Annotated in this window: 25 protein-coding genes; 22 read left to right on the forward strand and 3 right to left on the reverse strand. The window is 42.1% G+C overall.

Translation table 11 applies throughout. The annotated features are described in order from the left end of the window. Positions 1-20 precede the first annotated feature (20 nt). From H2672_RS09290 to H2672_RS09305, 4 genes are all read left to right on the forward strand, one after another. The gene (locus tag H2672_RS09290; RefSeq protein WP_186671029.1) at positions 21-905 is read left to right on the forward strand and encodes a carbohydrate ABC transporter permease; all 885 of its coding nucleotides are present in this window, start codon (positions 21-23) and stop codon (positions 903-905) included. Between the two features lie 8 nt (positions 906-913). After that, the gene (locus tag H2672_RS09295) at positions 914-1741 is read left to right on the forward strand and encodes a carbohydrate ABC transporter permease (protein WP_186671030.1); all 828 of its coding nucleotides are present in this window, start codon (positions 914-916) and stop codon (positions 1739-1741) included. Between the two features lie 104 nt (positions 1742-1845). Further along, on the forward strand, positions 1846-2856 hold the full coding sequence (locus tag H2672_RS09300; RefSeq protein WP_186671031.1) for an SIS domain-containing protein: 1011 nt from the start codon (positions 1846-1848) through the stop codon (positions 2854-2856). A gap of 341 nt (positions 2857-3197) precedes the next feature. Next, positions 3198-4013 carry a Cof-type HAD-IIB family hydrolase gene (locus H2672_RS09305; protein WP_186671032.1) on the forward strand — a complete coding sequence of 272 codons (816 nt, stop codon included), beginning with the start codon at positions 3198-3200 and terminating at the stop codon, positions 4011-4013. A 268-nt stretch (positions 4014-4281) separates the two neighbouring features. Here H2672_RS09305 and H2672_RS09310 read toward each other — a convergent pair whose 3' ends face one another. Continuing rightward, complete coding sequence (locus H2672_RS09310; protein WP_186671033.1) at positions 4282-4611, reverse strand: DUF3889 domain-containing protein; 330 nt, start codon at positions 4609-4611, stop codon at positions 4282-4284. Positions 4612-5051: 440 nt separating this feature from the next. Between H2672_RS09310 and H2672_RS09315 the strand changes: the two genes are divergently transcribed. Then, positions 5052-6263, forward strand: coding sequence for a NupC/NupG family nucleoside CNT transporter (locus H2672_RS09315; protein ID WP_186671034.1), 1212 nt, complete (start codon positions 5052-5054; stop codon positions 6261-6263). 353 nt (positions 6264-6616) lie between these two features. Here the strand turns inward: H2672_RS09315 and H2672_RS09320 are convergent, their stop codons facing one another. Then, positions 6617-7519 (reverse strand): aldo/keto reductase, encoded by a 903-nt coding sequence (locus H2672_RS09320; protein ID WP_186671035.1) that lies wholly within the window; start codon positions 7517-7519, stop codon positions 6617-6619. Between the two features lie 316 nt (positions 7520-7835). Here H2672_RS09320 and H2672_RS09325 point away from each other — a divergent pair, with 316 nt between their 5' ends. The 12 genes from H2672_RS09325 (at position 7836) to H2672_RS09380 (ending at position 18602) form a co-directional block, all read left to right on the forward strand. After that, positions 7836-8381, forward strand: coding sequence for an NUDIX domain-containing protein (locus tag H2672_RS09325; protein WP_186671036.1), 546 nt, complete (start codon positions 7836-7838; stop codon positions 8379-8381). Positions 8382-8555: 174 nt separating this feature from the next. Further along, positions 8556-9071 carry a hypothetical protein gene (locus H2672_RS09330; protein WP_186671037.1) on the forward strand — a complete coding sequence of 172 codons (516 nt, stop codon included), beginning with the start codon at positions 8556-8558 and terminating at the stop codon, positions 9069-9071. A 94-nt stretch (positions 9072-9165) separates the two neighbouring features. Next, on the forward strand, positions 9166-9624 hold the full coding sequence (gene fur, locus H2672_RS09335) for a ferric iron uptake transcriptional regulator (RefSeq protein ID WP_186671038.1): 459 nt from the start codon (positions 9166-9168) through the stop codon (positions 9622-9624). A gap of 123 nt (positions 9625-9747) precedes the next feature. After that, the gene (gene xerD / locus H2672_RS09340) at positions 9748-10647 is read left to right on the forward strand and encodes a site-specific tyrosine recombinase XerD (protein ID WP_186671039.1); all 900 of its coding nucleotides are present in this window, start codon (positions 9748-9750) and stop codon (positions 10645-10647) included. A gap of 39 nt (positions 10648-10686) precedes the next feature. After that, on the forward strand, positions 10687-11880 hold the full coding sequence (deoB, locus tag H2672_RS09345; protein ID WP_186671040.1) for a phosphopentomutase: 1194 nt from the start codon (positions 10687-10689) through the stop codon (positions 11878-11880). An 8-nt stretch (positions 11881-11888) separates the two neighbouring features. After that, positions 11889-13193 (forward strand): pyrimidine-nucleoside phosphorylase, encoded by a 1305-nt coding sequence (locus H2672_RS09350; protein ID WP_186671126.1) that lies wholly within the window; start codon positions 11889-11891, stop codon positions 13191-13193. A gap of 324 nt (positions 13194-13517) precedes the next feature. Further along, positions 13518-13871: an anti-sigma factor antagonist gene (locus H2672_RS09355; protein WP_186671041.1), complete on the forward strand. Its 354-nt coding sequence runs from the start codon at positions 13518-13520 to the stop codon at positions 13869-13871. Next, positions 13861-14307: an anti-sigma F factor gene (spoIIAB, locus tag H2672_RS09360; RefSeq protein ID WP_186671042.1), complete on the forward strand. Its 447-nt coding sequence runs from the start codon at positions 13861-13863 to the stop codon at positions 14305-14307. Before H2672_RS09355 ends, spoIIAB begins: the two co-directional genes overlap by 11 nt. 3 nt (positions 14308-14310) lie before the next feature. After that, positions 14311-15099, forward strand: a complete 789-nt coding sequence (locus tag H2672_RS09365) for a SigF/SigG family RNA polymerase sporulation sigma factor (protein WP_186671043.1) — start codon at positions 14311-14313, stop codon at positions 15097-15099. A 4-nt stretch (positions 15100-15103) separates the two neighbouring features. Continuing rightward, positions 15104-16555, forward strand: coding sequence for a spore germination protein (locus H2672_RS09370; RefSeq protein WP_186671044.1), 1452 nt, complete (start codon positions 15104-15106; stop codon positions 16553-16555). A 66-nt stretch (positions 16556-16621) separates the two neighbouring features. Continuing rightward, on the forward strand, positions 16622-17950 hold the full coding sequence (gene lysA, locus H2672_RS09375; RefSeq protein WP_186671045.1) for a diaminopimelate decarboxylase: 1329 nt from the start codon (positions 16622-16624) through the stop codon (positions 17948-17950). Between the two features lie 289 nt (positions 17951-18239). Further along, positions 18240-18602 (forward strand): GNAT family N-acetyltransferase, encoded by a 363-nt coding sequence (locus H2672_RS09380; RefSeq protein ID WP_186671046.1) that lies wholly within the window; start codon positions 18240-18242, stop codon positions 18600-18602. On the opposite strand, the gene H2672_RS09385 is transcribed toward H2672_RS09380, so the two are convergent. After that, positions 18603-19115 (reverse strand): DUF309 domain-containing protein, encoded by a 513-nt coding sequence (locus tag H2672_RS09385; RefSeq protein ID WP_186671047.1) that lies wholly within the window; start codon positions 19113-19115, stop codon positions 18603-18605. A gap of 46 nt (positions 19116-19161) precedes the next feature. Between H2672_RS09385 and H2672_RS09390 the strand changes: the two genes are divergently transcribed. The 5 genes from H2672_RS09390 (at position 19162) to resA (ending at position 23200) form a co-directional block, all read left to right on the forward strand. Continuing rightward, entirely contained in the window at positions 19162-19911 is a 750-nt protein-coding gene (locus tag H2672_RS09390) for a segregation/condensation protein A (RefSeq protein ID WP_186671048.1), read from the forward strand. Between the two features lies 1 nt (position 19912). Next, positions 19913-20524, forward strand: coding sequence for an SMC-Scp complex subunit ScpB (gene scpB, locus H2672_RS09395; RefSeq protein WP_255485626.1), 612 nt, complete (start codon positions 19913-19915; stop codon positions 20522-20524). After that, entirely contained in the window at positions 20521-21522 is a 1002-nt protein-coding gene (locus H2672_RS09400; protein WP_186671050.1) for a D-alanyl-D-alanine carboxypeptidase family protein, read from the forward strand. The genes scpB and H2672_RS09400 overlap by 4 nt, the downstream gene beginning before the upstream one ends. 321 nt (positions 21523-21843) lie before the next feature. Then, complete coding sequence (locus tag H2672_RS09405) at positions 21844-22575, forward strand: pseudouridine synthase (RefSeq protein ID WP_186671051.1); 732 nt, start codon at positions 21844-21846, stop codon at positions 22573-22575. A gap of 94 nt (positions 22576-22669) precedes the next feature. Further along, positions 22670-23200 (forward strand): thiol-disulfide oxidoreductase ResA, encoded by a 531-nt coding sequence (resA, locus tag H2672_RS09410; RefSeq protein WP_186671052.1) that lies wholly within the window; start codon positions 22670-22672, stop codon positions 23198-23200. Positions 23201-23209: the final 9 nt, after the last annotated feature.

Here is a 23209-nt window from a genome sequence, read left to right on the forward strand (position 1 = left end):
ATTCTCTGGGGGGGAGAAGGATGAAGTCTTTTCAAAATACGAAATCGGCACTTTTCTATATTTTGCCGGCGTTCCTTCTTATCTTAACGTTTGTATTCATCCCGATTATTTTTAACTTGTATTATAGTTTTTACAGTTGGAGCGCATTTAATATGGATGGAGTTTTCGTTGGCCTAAAGTATTATATAAAGCTCTTTAAGGATCCTGTATTCTATATCGCCTTAAAAAACAATTCATTATTCGCTATTATTTCAATACTAGTCCAAGTGGGTGGTGGACTAGTGATAGCGGCAGTTTTAGAGGATAAGGTGATTAGAAGATGGCAACCCGTGTTCCGTACAATCTTCTTCATCCCGTCCGTTATTTCAATTGCAGTAGTCGGGTTATTATGGCAGTTGCTATATAATCCCGATATTGGTTTGATTAACGAGGCGCTAAGGGCCCTAGGACAGAGCGAGTTGGCCCATGCATGGCTAGGAGATAGTAAAACTGCGATATATGCGATAGTTGCTATGTCTCAGTGGCAATATACAGGATATATTGTCATGCTTTTTTTGATTGCCATGCATAAAGTTCCAGGAGAATTTTATGAAGCCGCCACAATAGATGGAGCAAATCGGATACAAACATTTTTCCATATAACGATTCCTCAAATTAGAGAGATGATTTTAGTTGGTTCTATGATTACAGTTATTGGAGCTTTTAAAGTATTTGATGAAGTCTATATTATGACTTTTGGTGGCCCGGGTCGTTCCACTGAGGTGCTTGGTACGATGCTTTATAGAGCAGCTTTTCGTAACGATGAGATGGGATATGCTTCAGCAATTGCTACTGCAATATTTTTAATCACATTAGGATTGTCATTGCTCCAGATGAGATTAGCAAAATCGGGTAAGGAGGATTGAAATAGCTTATGAGAATTACAGAAAATATTTTCCGTATTTTTGTACTGATCTGGTTTATTGCCTATTCAATTGCCATTATCTACCCATTGATCTGGTTAGCAATGAATGGATTAAAATCTAATAGCGAGTTCTTTTTAAATACATGGTCATTTCCAAAAGAACCGATCTGGGGAAATTATGTAGATGCATGGAATGCAGGGGTAGGCAAGTTCTTTTTTAACAGCTTATTCGTAACGGCTGTATCAATCACGATTATTGTATTACTTGGGTCAATGGCTGCTTACGGATTGAGCCGCTTTAAATTTAAAGGAGTAAATGTCTTTTTAGTCATTATCCTAAGTGGGCTAATGTTGGCGCCACAAGTAAGTTTGATATCCCTATACAAAATGCTTCAGATCATGGGAATATACAATACGTATTGGGCATTAATTCTTCCTTACGTCGCATTCCAATTACCTTTTGCTATTTTTTTGATGAGATCTTATTTCCTTGCCATACCCAAAGAATTGGAGGAATCAGCGATAATTGATGGCTGTAATACATGGAAAGTATATTTGCATATCATACTGCCTATGGGTAAGCCTATTATTATTGCTGCCGCACTGTTAGCAACTATGAATGTTTGGAATGAGTTTGCATTTGCCTTAGTTTTTATTGAAGACTCTGCATTAAGGACAATTCCAGTTGGTCTAATGAATTTAAGGAGCCAGCTCAATACAAACTTTGGTGTTCAATTAGCAGGATTAGCTATTTCTGCAGTTCCGATGATTGTTGTTTTTATAGTTTTTCAAAGAAGTTTTGTTCGTGGCCTTTCCGAGGGTGGGGTAAAGGGTTGATTATATTATATAACCTTTGAGAATCTTGCTGAGTGGTATATACCATAAGACGAACTTAAGTGAATACCGATTTTTTCTGGTGTTAATAAAAGGAGGATGAAATAATGTTGAAATTTAATAAAGAAGTGTACTTAGAAAATGGGCGTATTACGTATGAGACACGGAATGAGATTGAAAGAATTGCTGATGAGATTTCAAATGAAGGCTTTAAAAATATATTTTTCATATCTGCAGGCGGATCTATAGCAATCATGTGGCCAATCCAAGAAATGCTAAAACAACTAACAGATGTACCCGTATATGCGGAGCAAGCTGGCGAAATTGTTTTAACAGGTCATAGACAATTAACAAAAGACTCGATTGTTATTATGGCATCGAAATCTGGCGATACAAAAGAGACGGTTGAGGCTGCAGAGTGGTGCCGGAATAATGGCTATCGAGTTGTGTCATTATTAGGAAAGCCGGAGACACCATTAGAAAAGTTAAGTAATTGGACTATACCAAACAAAGCTTTGAATGGAATTGAATTCCAGTACATGCAGTTGTTTCTTCTTGTGTTTAAGTTACTCTCTAATCGAAATGAATTTGCGGGGTATCAAAAGTTTGCAGACCAATTAGAAAAGCTTCCTGAAAATCTTTTGAAAGCAAAGCAGAAATTTGAACCAATAGCGGCTGAAATTGCCGAAAAGTATTACAATGAAGAGTATACGATTTGGATTGGGGATGGAGAGATGTGGGGTGAAGTCTACCTTTATTCTATGTGCGTTTTGGAAGAATGCCAATGGATGCGCACAAAGGCTGTTACCTCAGCTGAGTTTTTCCATGGAACACTAGAATTAGTTGAAGAAGACGTTCCTGTATTTCTAGTAAAAGGCGAAGGCAAACGTCGAGCAATTGACGATCGTGTGGAAAGATTTTGTGAAAAGTATACAAATAAATTAGTTGTCATTGATACAAAGGATTATGCCTTAGAAGGGATCGATGATGAATTCCGATGGATTTTAGCTCCGACTATTTCTTCAACACTATTAGTTGATCGACTTTCCCGCTACTTTGAAAAATATAGTGGTCATGATCTAGATACTCGTCGTTATTATCGTCAATTTGATTATTAATTAATAAGAAGTGAAGGCATGGATTATTTCCCTGCCTTTTATTATTGTTTTTTTCTTCTTCGGTGGTTAGATATAACATTTTAGAAGGAAGCTGTCGAGAAATCGTTGCAGCCTTACTCATAACAAAAGCGACGCATCTACTTTTAATGAACTTGCTATTTTTGTCAGTAGCCCACTAATACTGGAGGGGATTGCTGTAGTAACATGGGTATATGTTAAGGTTTGTTCTTATCTCAATATACGGTTTCATTAAATCAACCATAAAAAACATCTTCACTAGACAGTGCAGGCCACAACATGCGAGGATAACTAGATAGTATTAAGTAAAGGGGGAAGATTTCGTGTATAAACTAATTGCGATTGACCTTGATGGGACATTACTTACGGATGAATTGCAGATTACACCAAGAACAATCAAGGCGATTCAAAAAGCAGTAGAATTAGGATCGGTTGTCACGATTGCGACGGGGCGCATGTTTCCATCCGCAAAATTATTTGCACAGCAACTTGGCATAAAAGTACCGGTGATTACATATCAGGGTGCAATCATTAAAAACATTGATGACAATGAAGTGATGTATGAGCGACTTATTCCGCCTGACATTGCACAAAAGTTAGTTGAGATTGCTCGTGATAAAAAAATACATTTACAAGTTTATCAGAATGATATTCTTTATACCGCATCAGAAAACGACAAGATTATTGAGTACTCCGAAAAATCAAAGGTCCCATATAAGATAGAACCGGATCTCGGCAAACTTGTGGAACAAGGATTTACGAAAGCACTCTTTATCGAAGAGCCTGCCTACCTTGCAACCTTACAGGATGAATTGAGGGCATTGTTTGGAGAGGACGCACATATCGCCAAGTCTCTAGTAAACTACCTTGAAGTGTCACATCCGGAAGCTAATAAAGGATGTGCTTTATTGCACCTGGCGGGTAAGCTTGGTATCGATCGTACAGAAATTATCGGTATAGGTGATAATCACAATGATATTGAACTGATAAAGACGGCTGGTCTAGGCATCGCGATGGGTAACGGGGTCCAGGAATTGAAAGACATTGCGGATTATATCTCACTGACGAACAATGAAGAAGGGGTACTCCATGCTATCGAGAAATTTGTTTTAGAGCCTATGGGAGCAATAATTGAATGATGGTGAGGACCAGTTATTTTGATGTTGAAAATAGTTAAATAAGGCTAGCCCAAGAAAAAAACACCTTCGATAAATTCACTTTCATAAGTGGATCATTTACGAAGGTGTTTTATATTGTCTTAGTAATTTAGGCTAGTGCGAAAATTCCTGAATCATCAAGGGCTTTCTCGAATGCTTTTTGTATTTTCAGGTCTTGATGTATTAGTGGTTTTTGGTTTGCTGTAAATGCATTATCAATTTCAAATAGAATAGTCTCAACTAAGATAATTTATCTAGAAGTTTCTTCAAGTTTAATAGTAACTACTTTTTCAGTTGCGGTAGTATACTCAATTCTTACAAAAACGCCGAATTCGTTGTCACCATCTTTTAACCATAGCTTAAACTTTTCGATAGTTGAATCCTTTATCGATTCGCTTCCTTCATGCAAGTAGTCAACAATATTCGCATTGGGATATTTTGATTGTGTCTCTTTTATAGCAAGCTTTCCCCACTTGGCATAGGCTGGAATTTCTGGTTGTGAATGCTCAACAGTTGGGATATGTGTTGGTGCTGAATTAACTGTAGTAAAAACTCCGAGCGCAATAATTATTTTCCTCATAATCGATGACATCTCCTTTTTTATAGGATGAGTAATTTTCTTGAAATCATTCTAGGATCTATTCCTTGTCCTCGTTTAATCCACTTATCAATTTCAGCTGTTTTTTTCTTCGTAAATATTAGAAGACAATTGTAATCGGACTATCCATTTGGTCAGCTGTATTGACTTTAAGGGATAGTCTTTTGTCCGTGACTGAAAATGTGAGCAAATTCAAAAAATGACGGGTAAATGCGGATAAATGTGGAATACTAACCACTGAATCGTTTTGAAAACATAGTTTTCCCTGATTTCTGCACAATTTATTTACTTATGTCATTTCGTTTGCTAAACTCATTTAGTTGTCCGACGTCAGACGACAAAAAAGGTGTTTACATAGTGCGAATTGGCGTATTAGTAACAAAACTATAAATGGGAAATTTCCATATGAAGAGGTGTACTAGTTGAATTTATTGTGGGGGCTTTTAGGGATAGTTGTGGTGTTAGGAATTGCATTTCTTTTATCTAATGGAAAGAAATCGATTAATTACCGGACTATCGCAGTTGGATTAACTATTCAAGTGACATTTGCATTCGTCGTCTTGAAATGGGAAGCGGGGAGAACTGGGTTAATATGGTTTTCCGGACTCGTGCAAAATGTTATTGACTATGCGGGAGAAGGGGTTGCGTTTCTTTTTGGTCCGGCAGCGGATGTTAAAGGATTCGGTTTTGTTTTTGCGTTCCAAGTGTTGACGATCATCATTTTCTTTTCTGCCTTGATTTCCGTGCTATATTATCTTGGAATTATGCAGATGGTTATCAAAATGATTGGAGGCGCTTTATCGAAACTGCTTGGCACGAGTAAAGCTGAATCGGTTTCTGCGGCAGCGAATATATTTGTCGGACAGACGGAAGCTCCACTGGTCATCCGTCCATTTCTGGCAAACATGACGAAGTCTGAGCTTTTTGCAGTCATGACAGGAGGACTTGCATCTGTTGCAGGTTCTGTTCTCGCGGGTTATGCACTCTTGGGTGTTCCACTTGAGTATTTGATTGCAGCAAGCTTCATGGCTGCACCAGCCGGGTTAGTGATGGCGAAAATATTGATACCCGAAACCGAAAAGTCGGAAGTTGCCGATTTTGAGATGGGTAAGGATCAGGAATCAGTAAACGTTATTGATGCGGCAGCGCGTGGGGCAGCGGATGGATTAAAACTTGCCCTCAATGTCGGTGCAATGCTACTGGCGTTCATCGCGCTTATTGCGATGATGAATGGCATGTTAGGTGGACTCGGTAAGTTCGTTGGTTTCGAGTCGTTAACGGTTGAGGGGATTCTAGGCGTTGTATTTGCACCGCTTGCATTTGCCATTGGTGTGCCTTGGTCTGAGGCGGTTATAGCAGGGGGATTCATCGGTCAAAAGCTTGTGTTGAATGAGTTTGTTGCATATGCGGCATTCGCACCGGAAATTGCTTCACTTAGTCCTAAAACGGTTATCGTCGTCAGCTTTGCGCTTTGCGGCTTTGCTAATTTAAGTTCATTGGCGATCCTTCTTGGGGGCTTAGGTTCTCTAGCGCCAAGTCGACGTCCTGACATTGCACGACTGGGTATTCGTGCGGTGGCAGCTGGGATGCTAGCGTCGTTATTGAGTGCAGCTATTGCGGGGATGTTTATTTAATTAATAAAGTATGAAAAGCACATCCATTGGGTGTGTTTTTTTACGTTTCGTGTGCTTTTGGAGCCAGTATCTGGAGAGAAATCTAGTCCAAGTTGAAGCAATAATATAAGAGAACGTTAATTGAACTGGAAAAAGGAGCATAAACCATAGTGGTTTGTAGCTCCTTTTTTGTGCGGGGATTCCGTGCCGGTCATAAACAAAGCCATGGAGAGCATAACAGGTCCCATGGCGGTGATAACGAGCTCTATGCCGGTCATAACCAGGTGAACGGTCGCTGTCTACAGCAAGAAATGCCTTGAACCTGACGGGAAGTAACGTATACAGTTCATTGTTTGTTCCTACTTAGACGAGAGTCAAACGCGATGTTCTTTGTAATTGTGTATTTTTGTGATATTCCCTAACAGAGTGATTTCTTCGCCTGTCGTTTTTTTCTCATAAGCAATCACAGAATCAAGCAACTGATCTGTTGTGCGCGCACCAACGAGGGCGGATGCCACTGTATTGTCATGAAGAGTGAAAGCAATTGCCGCCGCGTGCAGGTCAACTGTTTGTTCACTTAGCGCTTGAACGGTACGTGTCAATTCACCGGCATCATACTCGACAAATCCATTTGCTTTTGCGGCTCTTGTCAAGCCTTCAGATGTCAAAAATCCTTTGGCAATGGTCCCACGCGTAATAACAGAGGCACTGGCTTTCTGGATCATTGGAAACCATTCTTCTGGTCTGCGGTCAAGCAGATTATATTGCATCATGACTGAGACTGCTGAACTAGTATCCAAGAATCGCTTAATGACATTTGGACGAATTGAAGAAATGCCGTATTGACGAATAAGCCCGTCTTTTTTTAAGCTTTCAAATGCATCAATTGTTTCCTCCGCGTGGTCTTCCATTGTCCCACCATGAAGCTGATAGACATCGATATAATCAGTGTCAAGGCGCAATAGGCTCTGTTTGACGGCTTCCATAATATGCTTTTTAGAAGAATCCCATGTCCATCCTTCACCCTCGGGATTCATCTTATTACCGGCTTTCGTCGCAACAATAATTTCATTCCGTCTTCCTTTTAGCGCTGATCCTAGAAGTTCTTCATTGTTACCGCCATTATACAAATCGGCTGTATCAAAATAATTGATGCCTGCGTAAATGGCGGCGTCGACGATGTTTTTCGATTCAACTAAGTCACCTGGCAGCGACATGCAACCAAGGCCAATTTCGGAAATGTATAGACCACTTTTACCCAACTCTCTTTTCTTCATGAAAGCACCCCCTGTTTTCTTCATGTCTAGACTTCAGCGCCTAGCCCCTAGGCCCACACGAAGTGGATCATACAGCTATTGCGACAGGACGTCGCGAACTTAGGCTGCCTTCCTCTGTCGCTTCAGTCCTTAAGTTAAAGGCAAAGATCGTCTTTATCTTAAGACCCTTCGACGTACAGGACGTACTAGTGCCGACGTCGCCACAGGACGTGGCGAATTTAGTCGGCCAGCGCTTTTCGGGTCTACCAAGGCGCTTGCGCTTTTCTTCATGGTACAATGACGTCACACTATTATCCATAAAAAGGAGTCGGAAACGATGAATAAATATGAAGAAAAGACAATTTCAGGTGAAACACTTTATAAAGGGAAAATTATCACACTGCGTGTTGAGGAAGTGGAACTTCCAGATGGTAAGAAAGCGACACGTGAATTGATCAAACATCCGGGGGCAGTTTCCATCATTCCGATTACTGCTGATGGAAAAATTGTGCTCGTTGAACAATATAGAAAAGCGCTGGAACGTACACTTATTGAAATTCCAGCGGGGAAAATTGATCCGGGAGAAGAACCGGCATTGACGGCGGTCCGCGAACTTGAAGAAGAAACGGGGTACGGGGCGAAAAAATTTACTTACATCCAGTCCTTTGCAACGTCTCCTGGTTTTGCAGATGAAGTCATTCATATGTATTTAGCGCAGGATCTTTATAAAATCGAAAACCCTGCTGCGGGAGATGAAGATGAATTCATAGGACTACTAGAAGTGACTCTTGAAGAAGCGCAAGAAATGGTTGAGTTAGGAAAAATTTACGATGCAAAAACTGCGTTCGCTGTTCTTTATGCCAAAAACCTTTTAACAAAGTGACCTAATTTTGAACGGACAAGCATATGTTGAATAAGGTGAGCCTTCAACCGGTGGAGAGGAGCTACATTCCCTATCGATTGAGGCGGAACTCAGACTAATTACGCCACGTCTTGTGGCAATGTCTGAGTTACCTAATGCCCGTTAATGCGGGATTAACTATGCGGAGGTGTAGCTATGGTCCGTTCTTTATCGTTCATCCACTTATTTGTCATTCTTGCAATTGGCTTTATCGGGGGAGCGCTACTATTTCGTGAGATGCCTGCGACTGCGGTAGAAAGGGTGGTTGCTTTTTATGATGCTCGGGTCGTTCTAGGGCACGAGGCAGGTTATATTAAACCTGTAGGCATGGCGGCCCTATTTTTCGTCGTTGCATTCGTACTGGCGGCGTTTAGAAAAACACGATTCACCGTATTATTTTTCGGTGCAGTGAAATGTGTTCTTTTCGGCTTGTCATCTTCCTATTTACTAGCTTCGGGCACGAAAATAATGGCCTATTCAATTTGGTGGTTTCCGTTTCAGTTCCTTATTTGTTTTCTATTTCTAGTGTATTGTGCGATTTTAAGTCCACCTTACTTTATGCGTTCAACGATGGGGAAAGGCCCCAATAAACGTGCATTACCGACGATAATTGGCATGTCAATTGCAATACTTGCTATCGAAATTATCGTCTTTCAATTCATTTTTAGGTAGAATAGGTTCTTCTTTAATTAACTGTCTGCTCCCTTTCTGTTGTCATAAGGAAAGCCCATTTGTTATAATGGAGACAGTTTGAGGGGGGCGTCGTATGGAGAGCCGAATCGATCGGATAAAAAAACAATTGCATGGGGCCAGCTACAAGCTGACACCTCAGCGCGAAGCGACGGTTTTGGTCCTCCTTGAGCATGAGGAAGACCATCTGAGTGCTGAAGATGTATTTTTGCTAGTCAAAGAGAAAGCACCGGAAATCGGGCTTGCTACCGTGTATCGTACGTTGGAATTGCTAACCGATCTTAAAGTAGTCGATAAAATCAATTTTGGTGACGGTGTATCGAGATATGATCTGCGGCAGGAAGGTGCTGCCCATTTCCATCATCATCTTATTTGTATCGAATGTGGAACAGTGGATGAAATTCAGGATGATCTTCTCGGAGATGTCGAAAAGATTGTTGAAAGTCGCTTTGAATTCGCTATTAAAGACCATTGGTTAACTTTTCATGGTATTTGCAAAAGATGTAAATCCGATGTGGATGAAAGTGAAAAGTGAGAAAAGGGATGGCATAATGCTGTCCCTTTTGTCGTTGGACTTAAACCTGTACTAACCGAAGGGGGGAAGGGATTTGTTCAAATTAAAGGCAGTTGGAAACTGTTTTTCTGTTTCCCGCTGGTTATGAAAGACATCCGTTTTGCGCTTGAAGATTATATACACTTCCTAAAAGTGGAGCGGCAGTTGTCAGGAAATACAATTATATCTTATAAGCGCGACCTAAATGAATACCTAGACTTTATGGAACAAGCAGGATATAAATCAATGGATGATGTCGATCGTCCCGCTGTAGTGGGGCATTTACATCAATTGAAAGAAGGCGGGAAATCGGCTAGGACCGTCTCTAGACATATTTCATCAATCCGTTCATTTCATCAATTCCTTCTTCGGGAAAAGGTCACGTCTCAGGATCCGACAGTCCATTTAGAGCTTCCAAAACTTGAACAGAAATTACCACGTGTTTTATCTATGGACGAAGTAGATAGACTAATCGAGGCTCCAGATTGTTCAAAGTCACAGGGTGTAAGAGATACTGCGTTGCTTGAAATTTTGTACGGGACGGGTATGCGTGTAAGTGAACTGATTGGACTTAATATGGATGATATTCATCTTTCGATGGGATTCGTCCGTGTATTTGGTAAAGGCGGGAAAGAACGGATTATTCCGCTTGGTGGGAAATCAATTACGGCCTGTAAGCGTTATATCGAAGAAGCACGGCCCATTTTCATCGAAAAACAAAAAGGTGCCGAGGCCTTATTTGTCAATATGAGGGGAACTAGGCTAACAAGGCAAGGTTGTTGGAAGTTGTTGAATGGACACGCCCTAAAAGCGGGTATACAGAAAGAGTTGACGCCACATATATTGCGTCATACGTTCGCTACGCATCTCATCGAAAATGGAGCGGATCTGCGGGCGGTTCAGGAAATGCTTGGTCATGCGGATATTTCCACAACACAAATTTATACACATGTCAGTCGTTCAAGGTTGAAAGAAGTCTATGTGAAATTCCATCCAAGGGCATAGAATTCTACAGGAAAGCTTATTTTTTAGGAGGAATAACTTATGGAGAAAAAACAATTTAAACGTGTCCATCTGATCGTGCTCGATTCTGTGGGCATCGGGGAATCACCGGATGCTCCTAGTTTTGGCGATGCAGGTGCAAATACGCTAGGGCATATCGGAGAAGCAATGGGAGGCCTACATATGCCGAACATGGGCAAACTTGGTCTTTCCAACATTAGTGAAATTAGCGGTATCGCCGTTGTAGATGAACCACTCGCTTTTTACGGTAAAATGCAGGAAGCATCTGTCGGGAAAGATACGATGACGGGGCATTGGGAGATCATGGGTCTTAATATTGACAAGCCATTTAAAGTATATCCAAACGGTTTCCCACAGGAATTGATTGCAGAACTTGAACGACGAATAGGACGTAAAGTGATTGGCAATAAACCGGCTAGTGGCACTGCAGTCATTGATGAATATGGCGAGGAACATATGAAGACTGGAGCAATTATTGTCTATACGTCTGCGGATCCTGTGCTGCAAATCGCTGCACATGAAGGGATCATCCCAATTGAAGAACAATACCGGATTTGTGAAATCGCACGTGAGTTGACATTGGAACCAGAGTTTTTAGTTGGTCGCGTCATTGCACGTCCATTTGTTGGAGAACCGGGTAACTTTACAAGAACAACGAACCGACATGATTACGCACTCAAACCATTTAATCGTACAGTTATGAATGAATTGGTATCCGCGGATTATGATGTAATGGCGATTGGCAAAATCGCCGATATTTTTAACGGTGAAGGCATTACAGAATCCGTTCGTACCGTGAGCAATATGGATGGCGTCGACAAATTACTGGATGTTATGAAAAAAGACTTCAAGGGTCTCAGTTTCACGAATCTCGTTGATTTTGATGCGTTATTTGGGCATCGGAGAGATCCGCTTGGTTACGGCAATGCACTACAAGAATTTGATGTAAGGCTACCAGAAATCTTAGAATCGTTGCTTGATGACGATCTACTGATCATTACAGCGGATCACGGCAATGATCCAACTTATCCAGGTACTGATCATACCCGTGAATATGTCCCACTCTTGGTTTATTCGCCTTCATTTAAAAAAGGGGGGGAAATGCCACTGAACGAGACATTTTCAGATATTGGTGCTACGATTGCGGAAAATTTTGATGTGAAAATGCCCGAGTTCGGTAAGAGTTTCTTGCGTTTATTAGATGAAAAGGTGTGATGAAGATGATCAGAATGGTAGATGTAATTGAGAAAAAACGAAATGGCGAAGTTCTTACAAAAGAAGAAATCACCTTATTTGTGAACGGCTATACAGATGCTTCCATCCCAGATTATCAAGCAAGTGCGTTTCTTATGGCGATCTATTTTAAAGGAATGACTGCTGAAGAACAGGGATACTTGACGATGGCGATGGTTGAATCTGGCGATCAGATCGACTTATCTGCAATCGAAGGGATTAAAGTCGATAAACATTCTACAGGCGGTGTTGGCGATACAACGACATTAATCCTGGTGCCACTCGTCGCGGCCTGCGGCGTTCCTGTCGCGAAAATGAGTGGTAGGGGTCTAGGTCATACAGGCGGGACACTCGACAAGCTGGAGGCCATAGAAGGGTTCCATATCGAATTGACAGAAGAGCAGTTCGTCAAGCAAGTGAATGATTTGAAATTAGCGGTCATCGGTCAAAGTGGCAACTTGACGCCTGCTGATAAAAAACTCTATTCATTGCGCGACGTGACGGCTACTGTTGACAGTATCCCACTAATTGCCAGCTCAATCATGAGTAAGAAGATTGCTGCGGGTGCAGATGCGATTGTGCTTGATGTGAAAACGGGTGATGGTGCATTCATGAAAACAGAGGCGGACGCGAGAGCACTGGCTCATTCGATGGTGGCGATTGGTAAACAAGTCGGTAGAAATACGATGGCGATCATTTCTGATATGAGCCAGCCGCTGGGGTTCGCAATTGGTAACTCACTTGAAGTGATTGAAGCGGTTGAAACGCTAAAAGGGAATGGTCCTGAAGACTTGACGGAACTTTGTCTAGTTCTTGGTAGTAAGATGATTGTTGCGGGAGGAAAAGCTCCTTCTGATGAGAAAGCTAGGGACATGCTGAAAGCAGTTATTGCTGACGGTTCAGCACTTGAATTGTTTGGTAAATTGATTGAAGCGCAAGGTGGAAATGGGGCAATCATTCATGATACATCCCTATTACCGACAGCCAACTATCAGATAGAAGTACCTGCGCTATCTTCGGGTTATGTAACGAAGATGGAGGCGGATGATATTGGTGTTGCCGCGATGCTTCTTGGTGCGGGTAGAGCGACAAAAGATGATGTAATCGACCTTGCAGTAGGTATTGTGCTCACTAAAAAAATCGGGGATGCCGTGCAAGAGGGAGAGCCACTTGCTATTATCCATTCGAATACGGAAAATGTAGAACAATCCATGTCACTGATCCAAAAACATATAACCATTGGAAAAGAAGCAGTGGCAAGCCCTCGCCTTATAGGCGACATGATTACGGGCTAAGAGTAGTTGAAACTCAAAGCTACCCTATCAACCAAATTTGGTTGATAGGGTAGCTTTTTGAAATTAAGGAATTGAACCTGACCGCAGTCCGACCTAGCATATCCCGTCCCTGACCAATGATAACCGAACCTCAATCAACCATAACACTCCAAAAACATTTCTTTTTTAGCGGATGTGTAAATCGTTTGGAAGACGTACATACTTTCATTAGTAGTGGGCAATGTCGAAACATAAGAACTTTACGCTGACTGTGACTAGTTCTGTCAGGAGAAAGGGTTTCGCCCTCCAAATGTGGAATATTTCGCAGGAAGGAGGGGGTTCAGCATGGCTGACATCGAAATTATTGATAATGGGATTTTAATTGCTACACTGCAAGGGGAATTGGACAATCATGAGGCAAATCGAATCCGGTCCCACATTTCTTCATCTATTTATAGCGGACAAGTTCGGGCGATTATTTGGGATTTGTCGAGACTTGGATTCATGGATAGCGCAGGAATCGGGCTCATTCTTGGAAGGATGCGCGATTTAGCACCTGTGGAAGGGGAAACGCTCATTTTGAATCCGTCCACGACAATGGAGAAGATATTTACATTTTCCGGTCTTGGACCAAATATAAGGCATTGCACGGTCGATCTAGCGATCGGGGAAATCGGAGGGGTATTACATGAACAATGAAATGACGTTATCATTCGTCGCAATTGAGGAAAACGAAGCGCTGGCAAGGATGGCAATGACTTGTTTTATAACGCCGCTGGACCCGACTATCGAAGAAATTTCAGAATTTAAGACCATTGTATCGGAAGCTGTAACGAATGCAATCATTCATGGCTATGAATGTGATGGGAAAAGCCTCGTCACTGTTCACGCTGTGATTGAAGAAAACAAAGTTACGATGACAGTCCGCGATGAAGGTATGGGTATTTTTGACGTAGAACAGGCGATGGAACCGATGTTTACCACTCGCCCCTTCATGGAGCGGTCGGGTATGGGATTTACGATAATGGAGAGCTTTGCCGACAGTTTGTCAGTCGAATCTGTATTAGGAAATGGAACAATCGTCAAGTTCGAGAAAACGTTTTCTCCGGTCCCGGAAGCAAGCAGAATGAGGTGACCCATGGACGCATCCGTTGAAATAAAACCGGCATTGTTGACCCAAGAAAAGATGAGGGAACTCATTAAAGTTTCACAAGAAGGTGATAAAGAAGCGAGAAGGATGATGGTGGAGGGAAATACGCGGCTTGTCTGGTCCATTGTCCAGCGGTTTGCTTCCCGTGGCGCCGACCCAGAGGATTTATTTCAAATTGGTTGTATCGGACTTATGAAATCGATTGATAAATTTGATTTATCGTATGAAGTGAAATTCTCTACGTATGCGGTACCTATGATTGTCGGAGAAATTCAGCGTTTTCTAAGGGACGATGGAATGGTGAAAGTGAGTAGGTCCATTCGTGAACTTAGTTTCAAAATCCGTCATGCAACGGATGATTATATTAAATTGCATGGTAAATCGCCATCAATTTCGGAGGTTGCAGCAGTTCTTGAAGTGTCCGTTGACGATGTCGTTCTCGCCTCTGATGCTTTACGCGACCCAGCGTCACTTCATGAACAGTTATATGAAAGTGAAGGGGATAGCTTAACGCTGATGGATCAGTTGCGAGATGACAGATCTGAAAGAGTGTTCGACCATATCCCGCTACGTGATGTCATTTCTAAATTAAATAAACGAGATCAAACGATTATTTATATGCGCTACTACCTGGATTGCACGCAAAGTGATATTGCAGAAAGAATTGGCATATCGCAAGTTCAGGTATCACGGCTTGAAAAGAAAATATTAGCCCAATTGAAATTATGGATGGGCGTTGATTCGGAAGAAATTATACTAAATGTGAGGACGGATTGAACTAATGGAAAAGCTATTCCAATCGGTGAATGAAGGGGAAGAGTGGTTCTATACCTGTTTCGGTAAAGATAAAACGTTCGATGCTACTGCCAGATCATTGCATCTTTGGGATATGCCTGTTCTGTTGCTTTATATTAATGGACTCATAGACGGTGATACAATCACGACTTTATTGACAGAAATGCAAGGGGCTAAAGGAAGGGAGGATGGAGACCAGGAGGATGGAGGGGAACGATTCCTCTCCTTTTTCCCGTATCACGCTGTTTCAACTGTGGGAGATCGAAACGAATTACTTACCTCGATATTAAGCGGACAAGCTGCCTTTATCACGCCTGAGGGCTATGTGTTTACGATTGACATTCGATCTTATCCTGGCAGGCAACCTGCAGAACCTGACAATGAAAAAGTCGTCAGAGGATCGAGAGATGGATTTACGGAGAATCTTATCCAAAATACCGCGCTTATCCGAAGGCGGCTTCGTACTGAGGATTTACGATTTGAAATGCATAAAGTGACGATGAATGGAAAAACAGATGTCTCAATCACTTATATGCAAGGGGCGGCAAGTGAAGAACATCTTGCTTATATCCGTGAAAGGCTTGATGAAATTCACCACGACGGACTGACAATGACGGATAAGTCGCTTGAAGAATTTTTGTTTAAACAGCGCTTTCATCCAATGCCGTTCGTTCGTTTCACGGAGCGTCCTGATATATGTGCGGCACATTTATTGGAAGGGCATATCGCAATCATCGTGGATACATCCCCCTCGGTTATACTTGTACCGGCCCCATTATTTCATCATCTCCAACATGCGGAAGAATACCGTCAGGCACCGCTAATTGGAACGTTTGTCAGGATTATGCGTTTATTTGCGGCTGTCATGAGTCTTGTTCTTTTACCATTTTGGTACCTAATCGCAACGAAACAACACTACTTACCCGATTTCCTCAGTTATATCGGACCGAAAGACATCGGGGAAATCCCATTACTTGTTCAACTTCTTATCGCAGATGGCGGAATCGAGATACTTCGTATGGCAGCTATTCATACGCCGACACCGATGTCGACCGCGATGGGGCTTGTTGCAGCGATTGTTATTGGACAAGTAGCGATAGACGTTGGTCTTTTCACCCCTGAAGTTGTTTTGTATGTGGCGGTAAGTGCCATTTTCACATTCTCAATACCCTCTTACGAATTAAGCCTTACGACAAAAATTTTCAGAGTGTGTATTCTGTTGTCTACCGCATTACTCGGAGCACCCGGCTTTTTCTTATCAGTCGCCGTACTTTTCTACTATTTATGTGCATTGAGGCCAATGGGCGTACCGTATTTATGGCCCGCTGTACCGTTCTTTCCAAAGGCAATGTTACGTGTCATTATTAGGTTTCCGATGACTGCCGATGCTCCTAGACCATTCATAACAGACTCTCCAGATAGAGATCGTATTTCTTAGATCATTGCCTCTACCCTTCTTTATATGATAAAATTTTAGTTATCTAATTCGAGAGGGGAAGGCAACATGCATTTTTACGGAACACAATCAGTCAACGAACGTGGCCATCTGACAATTGGCGGTACGGATACGGTTGATCTTGCACATACTTATGGAACACCACTTAACGTCTATGATGTTGCCTTGTTCCGTGAACGGGCAAGCGCCTTTAAGAAAACTTTTGAAACGATGGGTATCCATGCGCAGGTCGCTTATGCGAGTAAGGCATTTTCGTCCATTGCTATCTACGAAATTGCTGAACAGCAAGGACTTTCTCTGGATGTCGTTTCTGGGGGAGAACTGTTTACTGCAGTTTCTGCGGATTTTCCGCGCAATCGAATTCATTTTCACGGCAACAATAAAAGCTACACTGAGTTACAATTTGCATTCGATGAAAAAATAGGATGTATCGTTATTGACAATTTTTCTGAAATCGAACTGGTTAAGGAAATTGCTGAAACTCGTAAAGAATCCATGAACGTGCTTATCCGAGTAACACCAGGAGTGGAAGCCTCTACACATGATTATATTACGACAGGTCAGGAAGACTCCAAGTTTGGATTCGATTTAAAAAATGGCCAAACGGATGAAGCTTTCCTTCAGTTGTATAATCATCCCTACATAAATTTGTTGGGCATGCATTGCCATATCGGCTCTCAAATATTCGAAACAGATGCATTTCGTTTAGCGGCGGAGGCACTAATGAATAAGATGGTTGCTTGGCGCGATAATCACCAATTCATCTGCACTGTCCTAAACTTGGGTGGCGGATTCGGTATTCGTTATACCGAAGAAGACAAACCCCTTGAACCGTCTGTATACGTTGAAGAAATGGCGACTGTTGTTCTTTCAATGACACGAAGTTTGAACTACCCTTTGCCCGAAATTTGGATTGAGCCCGGCAGATCGCTTGTTGGAGATGCAGGGACAACACTGTATACTGTTGGTAGCTCAAAAGAAGTGCCTGGTATTCGGAAATATGTCGCAGTTGATGGCGGAATGTCTGATAATATTCGGCCGGCGTTGTACGGTGCAAAATATACTGCCGTTTCGGCAAACCGGATGGACGAGCCTCACGTCGATAAAGTGACGATAGCCGGGAAATGTTGTGAGTCCGGGGATAAGCTTATTGAAGAGGCTCAGCTCGCTAACCCGACCGAAGGGGACATCATCGCTGTTTTCTGTACTGGTGCTTATGGCTATTCAATGGCAAGTAATTATAACCGTCTTCCAAAACCGGCCGTCGTGTTCTGTGAAAATGGAGAACATCAGCTTGTTGTACGCAGGGAAACCTATGAAGACATTGTCAGATTAGACATTCCGTTGCAACTAGTTAGACGGGGGGAGAGGATTTGAGAAAACGCAACATCCTCCTTTTCATCTTTATTGTAGTTGCAGCAATTATGTGGGGAGCGGTATACTGGAAGTTCGTCATGCCAATCATTGATCCGCGATAAAGTAAAATTTCAATCAGTGGGTAGTTTAAATATCACTGATTGTTAGTTGCGGCCACAGGAATTATGTTCCGATTGGTCGGGCTTTTACTGCCCGTTACTGCGCGATAAAGGAAACTGCTTATCATTGGGGAACGTAGTTAGTTTTTCCCGATGACCAAAGTATTTTCAGAAAAGAAGGGATTCAATTGATGCTTTTGCGTTATAAGAAAATATATGAAAAAATCGCGATGGGGCTACTCTCTTATATGCCTGGCGATAAAACCGTCAAGAAATTGCAGGAATGGATTCACCGATATGAAACAGATGATAGTTGGCAGTTATATCTTTTGAAAAAAGATGAGGACTTCATCGGTTTAATTGGCATCGAATTGAGGGAAGAGGACTATACATTACAGCACCTTTCTGTCAATCCATCTTTCCGTGGTGAAGGAATTGGTCAAGAAATGGTGTTGAAGCTGCAAGCGCTCTTCCCTGATAAAGTCTGTATTGGAACTGAAGAAACTGATTTATTCATACAGAAATGTAAGCCTAAAGAAGAAGGTTCAGACTAATTAATGTCTGCCCTTCTTCTTTTCTTCGCGTTCCCGAAGAATATCACTGCGGTCTCTGAGCATATGTTTATGAATGACAGCATCGCTGCCGAATGGTAGAAGTGTCATAGATTGTTCTAACTTACTAGCCAGGCCGGTAATGCTAGCTGATAGGATAGTGAGTGGGAACGATTCGAATGGCAGATCTAGTTCCAACCGGTTGACTGCTTTTGTAACATCGTAAACTAACTTGTCAAAATCAATTTCTTCCGTGTATACAGGATAATTGGCAATGAAAGTCGGGAATTTTTTCATTGCCTTGTTGAGAGTACGGGATGCTCCTGGCTTATTGCCTCTGCGCCAATGATACATTCCTGTTGCAAGGAGGATATAAGCCGTCAGTGGGTGATCTTTATCACTGTCGGGAATAGACTTCCAATACTCCTCCAGTACTTCGTGGCATTCAAAGTAATCTTCATTACTATTGAAATAAACTATAAAATTTACGAATAGCGGATGATGATACGGGTGCATGTAATCAGCCCTTTCCATAGTCTGAAAGATAGGTAGGTGTCACGGAATGACATATCAAGTAAAATTAGAGGCTTTTGAAGGGCCACTAGATCTATTATTGCATTTAATCAACCGACTTGAAATTGATATATATGATATCCCGATGGCGGAACTGACAGCGCAGTACATAGAACACCTCCAAGCGATGCGCGTATTGCAATTAGATGAGCTAAGTGAATACCTTGTCCTCGCTGCGACGCTGATTGAAATTAAGAGCAAAATGCTTTTGCCAGTCCATGAAGGTGAAGATTTTGATGACGACTTTGATTTTGACATGGATGATGATCCACGTGACGAGTTAGTTGCGCGCTTGATTGAATACAAAAAATACAAAGAGGCAGCAATTAGTCTGAAAGAATCTGCAGATGAGCGATCCGGTCATTTTACCAAACCACCCGAAGATCTTACGGAGTTTGGTGAAATTGTGGCAAGTGAGTCGGATGAAAGTTTGAACGTCTTCGACTTAATTGGTGCATTTCAAAAGATGCTTAACAGGAAACGTTTGAAGGCACCTATGACAGCAAGTATATCTAGGACAGAAGTTTCTATCAGTGAAAAGATGGATGAAATTATGGCAATACTAGAAAAAGGCGGCGGGAAATGTGATTTCTATTCCTTATTCGAAAAGGGCGAGACAACCGATCTTGTCGTAACTTTTCTATCTTTGCTTGAATTGATGAAACGGCGGGACATCATTGTCAGTCAGGCTGGAAATTTCGACGATTTGACAGTGGCGTACCGACGGGAGGATGAGTGAAATGAAATTTAAAGACCGTTTGCCCGGGATGATTGAAAGTTTTTTATTCATAGTAGGGGATGAAGGGTTAACGATTAAACAGTTAACCTCTCTAACTGAGTGCAAAGAATCAGAAGTTGGAAAGGCAATTGATTTGCTGCAAATGAGTTATGAAGAACGCAAAGAGAGCGGCATTATGCTGAAGCAGTTTGGAGGGGCGTATCGCCTAGTGACGAAAGCTGATTTCGCAGAGGATATAAAACGGTTGTTGGAAAATCCATCTCCGAAATCGATGACTCAGGCATCCCTTGAAGTATTGGCGATTATCGCATACAGGCAACCTGTGACGCGTGTTGAAATCGACGATCTTCGAGGCGTCAAATCAGAGGGGCCTATTAACACGCTGATTGCCAAGGGACTCATAATGGAAAAAGGCCGATCAGAAGGAAGTGGACGAGCGATTCTCTTTGGCACAACAGACTTGTTCCTGGACCGTTTCGGGTTAGCATCACTAAACGGATTGCCACCCCTATCGCAGGAAGAAGAAGGCGAAACGGTGGAAACAGACTTGTTCATGACAAAGTTCCAAGAAGCATTTGCGATGGAAAATGACGGAGGAGGAAATATTTCTTGAAACGGGCGATAATCGTTGTCCTATTTTTCACGTTACTAGTTGGCGGAAGTTTGAAAGAAGTTGCTGCGTCTGGTCAAGCATGGGCCGTTATTGACGCTGACACGGGCAGATTATTGGAAGGGCATAACGAAAACGTTAGACTACCGATTGCTAGTCTAACAAAAATTTGGACGGCGTTTACGTTCATTGAAAGTGTTGCAACGCCCGAAGATGTCATCATTTCGCCACAAGCTGCATCTGCGGAAGGATCGTCCCTTTATTTACCGCAAGGGATGAAGATTGAAGCAGATGCCCTGCTAACTGGTCTGATGCTACGGTCAGGCAACGATGCGGCACGTGCGCTAGCAGAACATGCGGGCGGTTCAATGGATGGCTTTGTAGACCTGATGAATGACAAGGCACTGATGTACGGATTGAATGATACTGTCTTCTCGAATCCGTCAGGTCTGCATGATGAACGTCATTTGTCTACTGCGTACGAAACGGCGCTTATGCTACATTATGCGATGGGAAATGATCAGTTTCGTACGATTGCTACCACCAAGAATTTTAGTTACCAGGGGAAGGATCAGGCTTATAGCTGGCGTAACAAACATCGCCTCCTTCATTCCGAACCGACTGCGATTGCAGGAAAGACTGGTTTTACAAAAGCCGCGGGCAGGACACTTGCAACCTATTTCGAGAAAGACGGCAAAAACATCATTGTTGTCACTTTGAACGATGGTGACGACTGGAATACACATAAAAACTTGGCGAATAAAGTGTTTTCCTCTTTCAAAATGGTGACTGTCGCTAAAAAAGGGGTATATGATATTCTTCCTGGTGTAGAAGCGGAGCTGGCCAGGCCCATCCGCTTGTTGTTAAAAAAAGGGGAGAAATCGAACTTGTCGAATGTCCTAATTATCCCCCGTGGGAAAAATGAAAAGAGTACGGGGCATTGGACCGTGTCGCTCGGCGATGAGCCACTGATTACGGCGGAAGTCATTATAAAACAATGAAACATTGTTAATGGCGAAAAAAACAGTAAACTTCAAGCGTTTATTAATTGGTAAAATGCAATTGTGACGGTTTGGGGAAGACTGACGCTATATAGGTCAGTCCTCTTTTCATTTGCTACAAAGTGTGACATAATTTTTTCAAAGGTAAGAAAGTAAAAGTTTTTTGACTTGGAACAGTGTCTAGACTTCAGGCGCCAGCCGCTTGGGTCATAAGCAATCCAGCTATGTGGCAAAAAACGCCACTTCACTGGATTGACTTATGCCTGTCGCGTCTAGTGGGCGCCTTTCGCTTTTCTTACAGAATGAAGATGGGGTGACTTAATGGAAAGATTACAGAAAGTGTTGGCACAAGCAGGTGTGGCATCACGCAGAAAATCAGAAACACTAATTGTTGCAGGAAAAGTGAAAGTGAACGGTGTCGTTGTAACAGAGCTTGGAACAAAAGTATCTAGTTCGGATCGTGTAGAAGTTGAAGGCGTTCAGCTTGTTAAAGAGACTTACGTCTACTTCTTATTATATAAACCAAGAGGGATCATTTCGACAGTGGATGACGAGAAAGGCAGGAAGACAGTATTAGACTTATTCCCGCAAATCGAACAACGGATTTTCCCAGTTGGGCGTCTTGACTATGATACATCCGGCGTTATTATCATGACGAATGATGGCGATTTCTCTTACTTAATGACACATCCGAAATTCGGTATTAAGAAAAAGTATATTGCGAAAGTAAAAGGAATTCCTGGTCGTGAAGCGCTGCGCAAACTTGAGAATGGAATTGACCTAGAAGACGGCAAAACTGCCCCTGCACATGTAAAAATGCAGTCAGTGGATAAAAAAAGTGAAACTGCACTTATTGAGATTACAATACATGAAGGAAAAAACCGTCAAGTACGTCGCATGTTCGATGCGATTGGATGTCCAGTCCAAAAACTTCGAAGGGAATCATTTGGTAACGTAACGACTCACGGAATGAATGCTGGAGAAGCTCGGGAATTAACAAAACATGAAGTGAAACAGCTACGAGTCCTCGCGGAAACAGGGAAAATAGGCTGATTGTTCACAATCCCTTCAATTATGGTGCGTCTTTACAAAAGGCTATTTGTTATAATTAAAGGCAGAACTTATTTATTGTTAGGGGGCAGAACGTATGGCTAAGGCGGATCAAAAGAAAACACGTCTTATTATAAGGACAATCGTCCTGTTACTTCTCGTTTCGGCAGTTGTCTATACAATTGCATCGAAAGATAAAGTAAGGGTATTAGCGGTAGGAGATAAAGCGCCCGATTTCGAGCTTGTCGATTTGGAAGGCAATAAACAGCGGCTATCTGATTACAAAGGTGAGGGAGTTTTCCTGAACTTCTGGGGAACTTGGTGCGGGCCATGTAAAAAAGAAATGCCATATATGGAAAATCAGCATATAGCATTCGAAGAAAAAGGCGTCAATATACTTGCCGTTAATATCGCCGAATCTAATTTGAAGGTTGAAACGTTTATAGAACAGTATGGCCTGACGTTTCCTATCGTTATTGATAAGGACAAGAGTGTTAAGGAAGCCTATAATATAGTGCCACTTCCCACGACCTTCCTCATCAATAAGGATGGGAGAATAGAGAAAATTATAACAAGGGAAATGTCCGAAAAAGAGATTATTTCACTCATGGAAAGCATTCAACCCTAATAAGGAGTA

It is taken from the genome of Sporosarcina sp. BP05 (assembly GCF_014282005.1).
Classification (GTDB): domain Bacteria; phylum Bacillota; class Bacilli; order Bacillales_A; family Planococcaceae; genus Sporosarcina.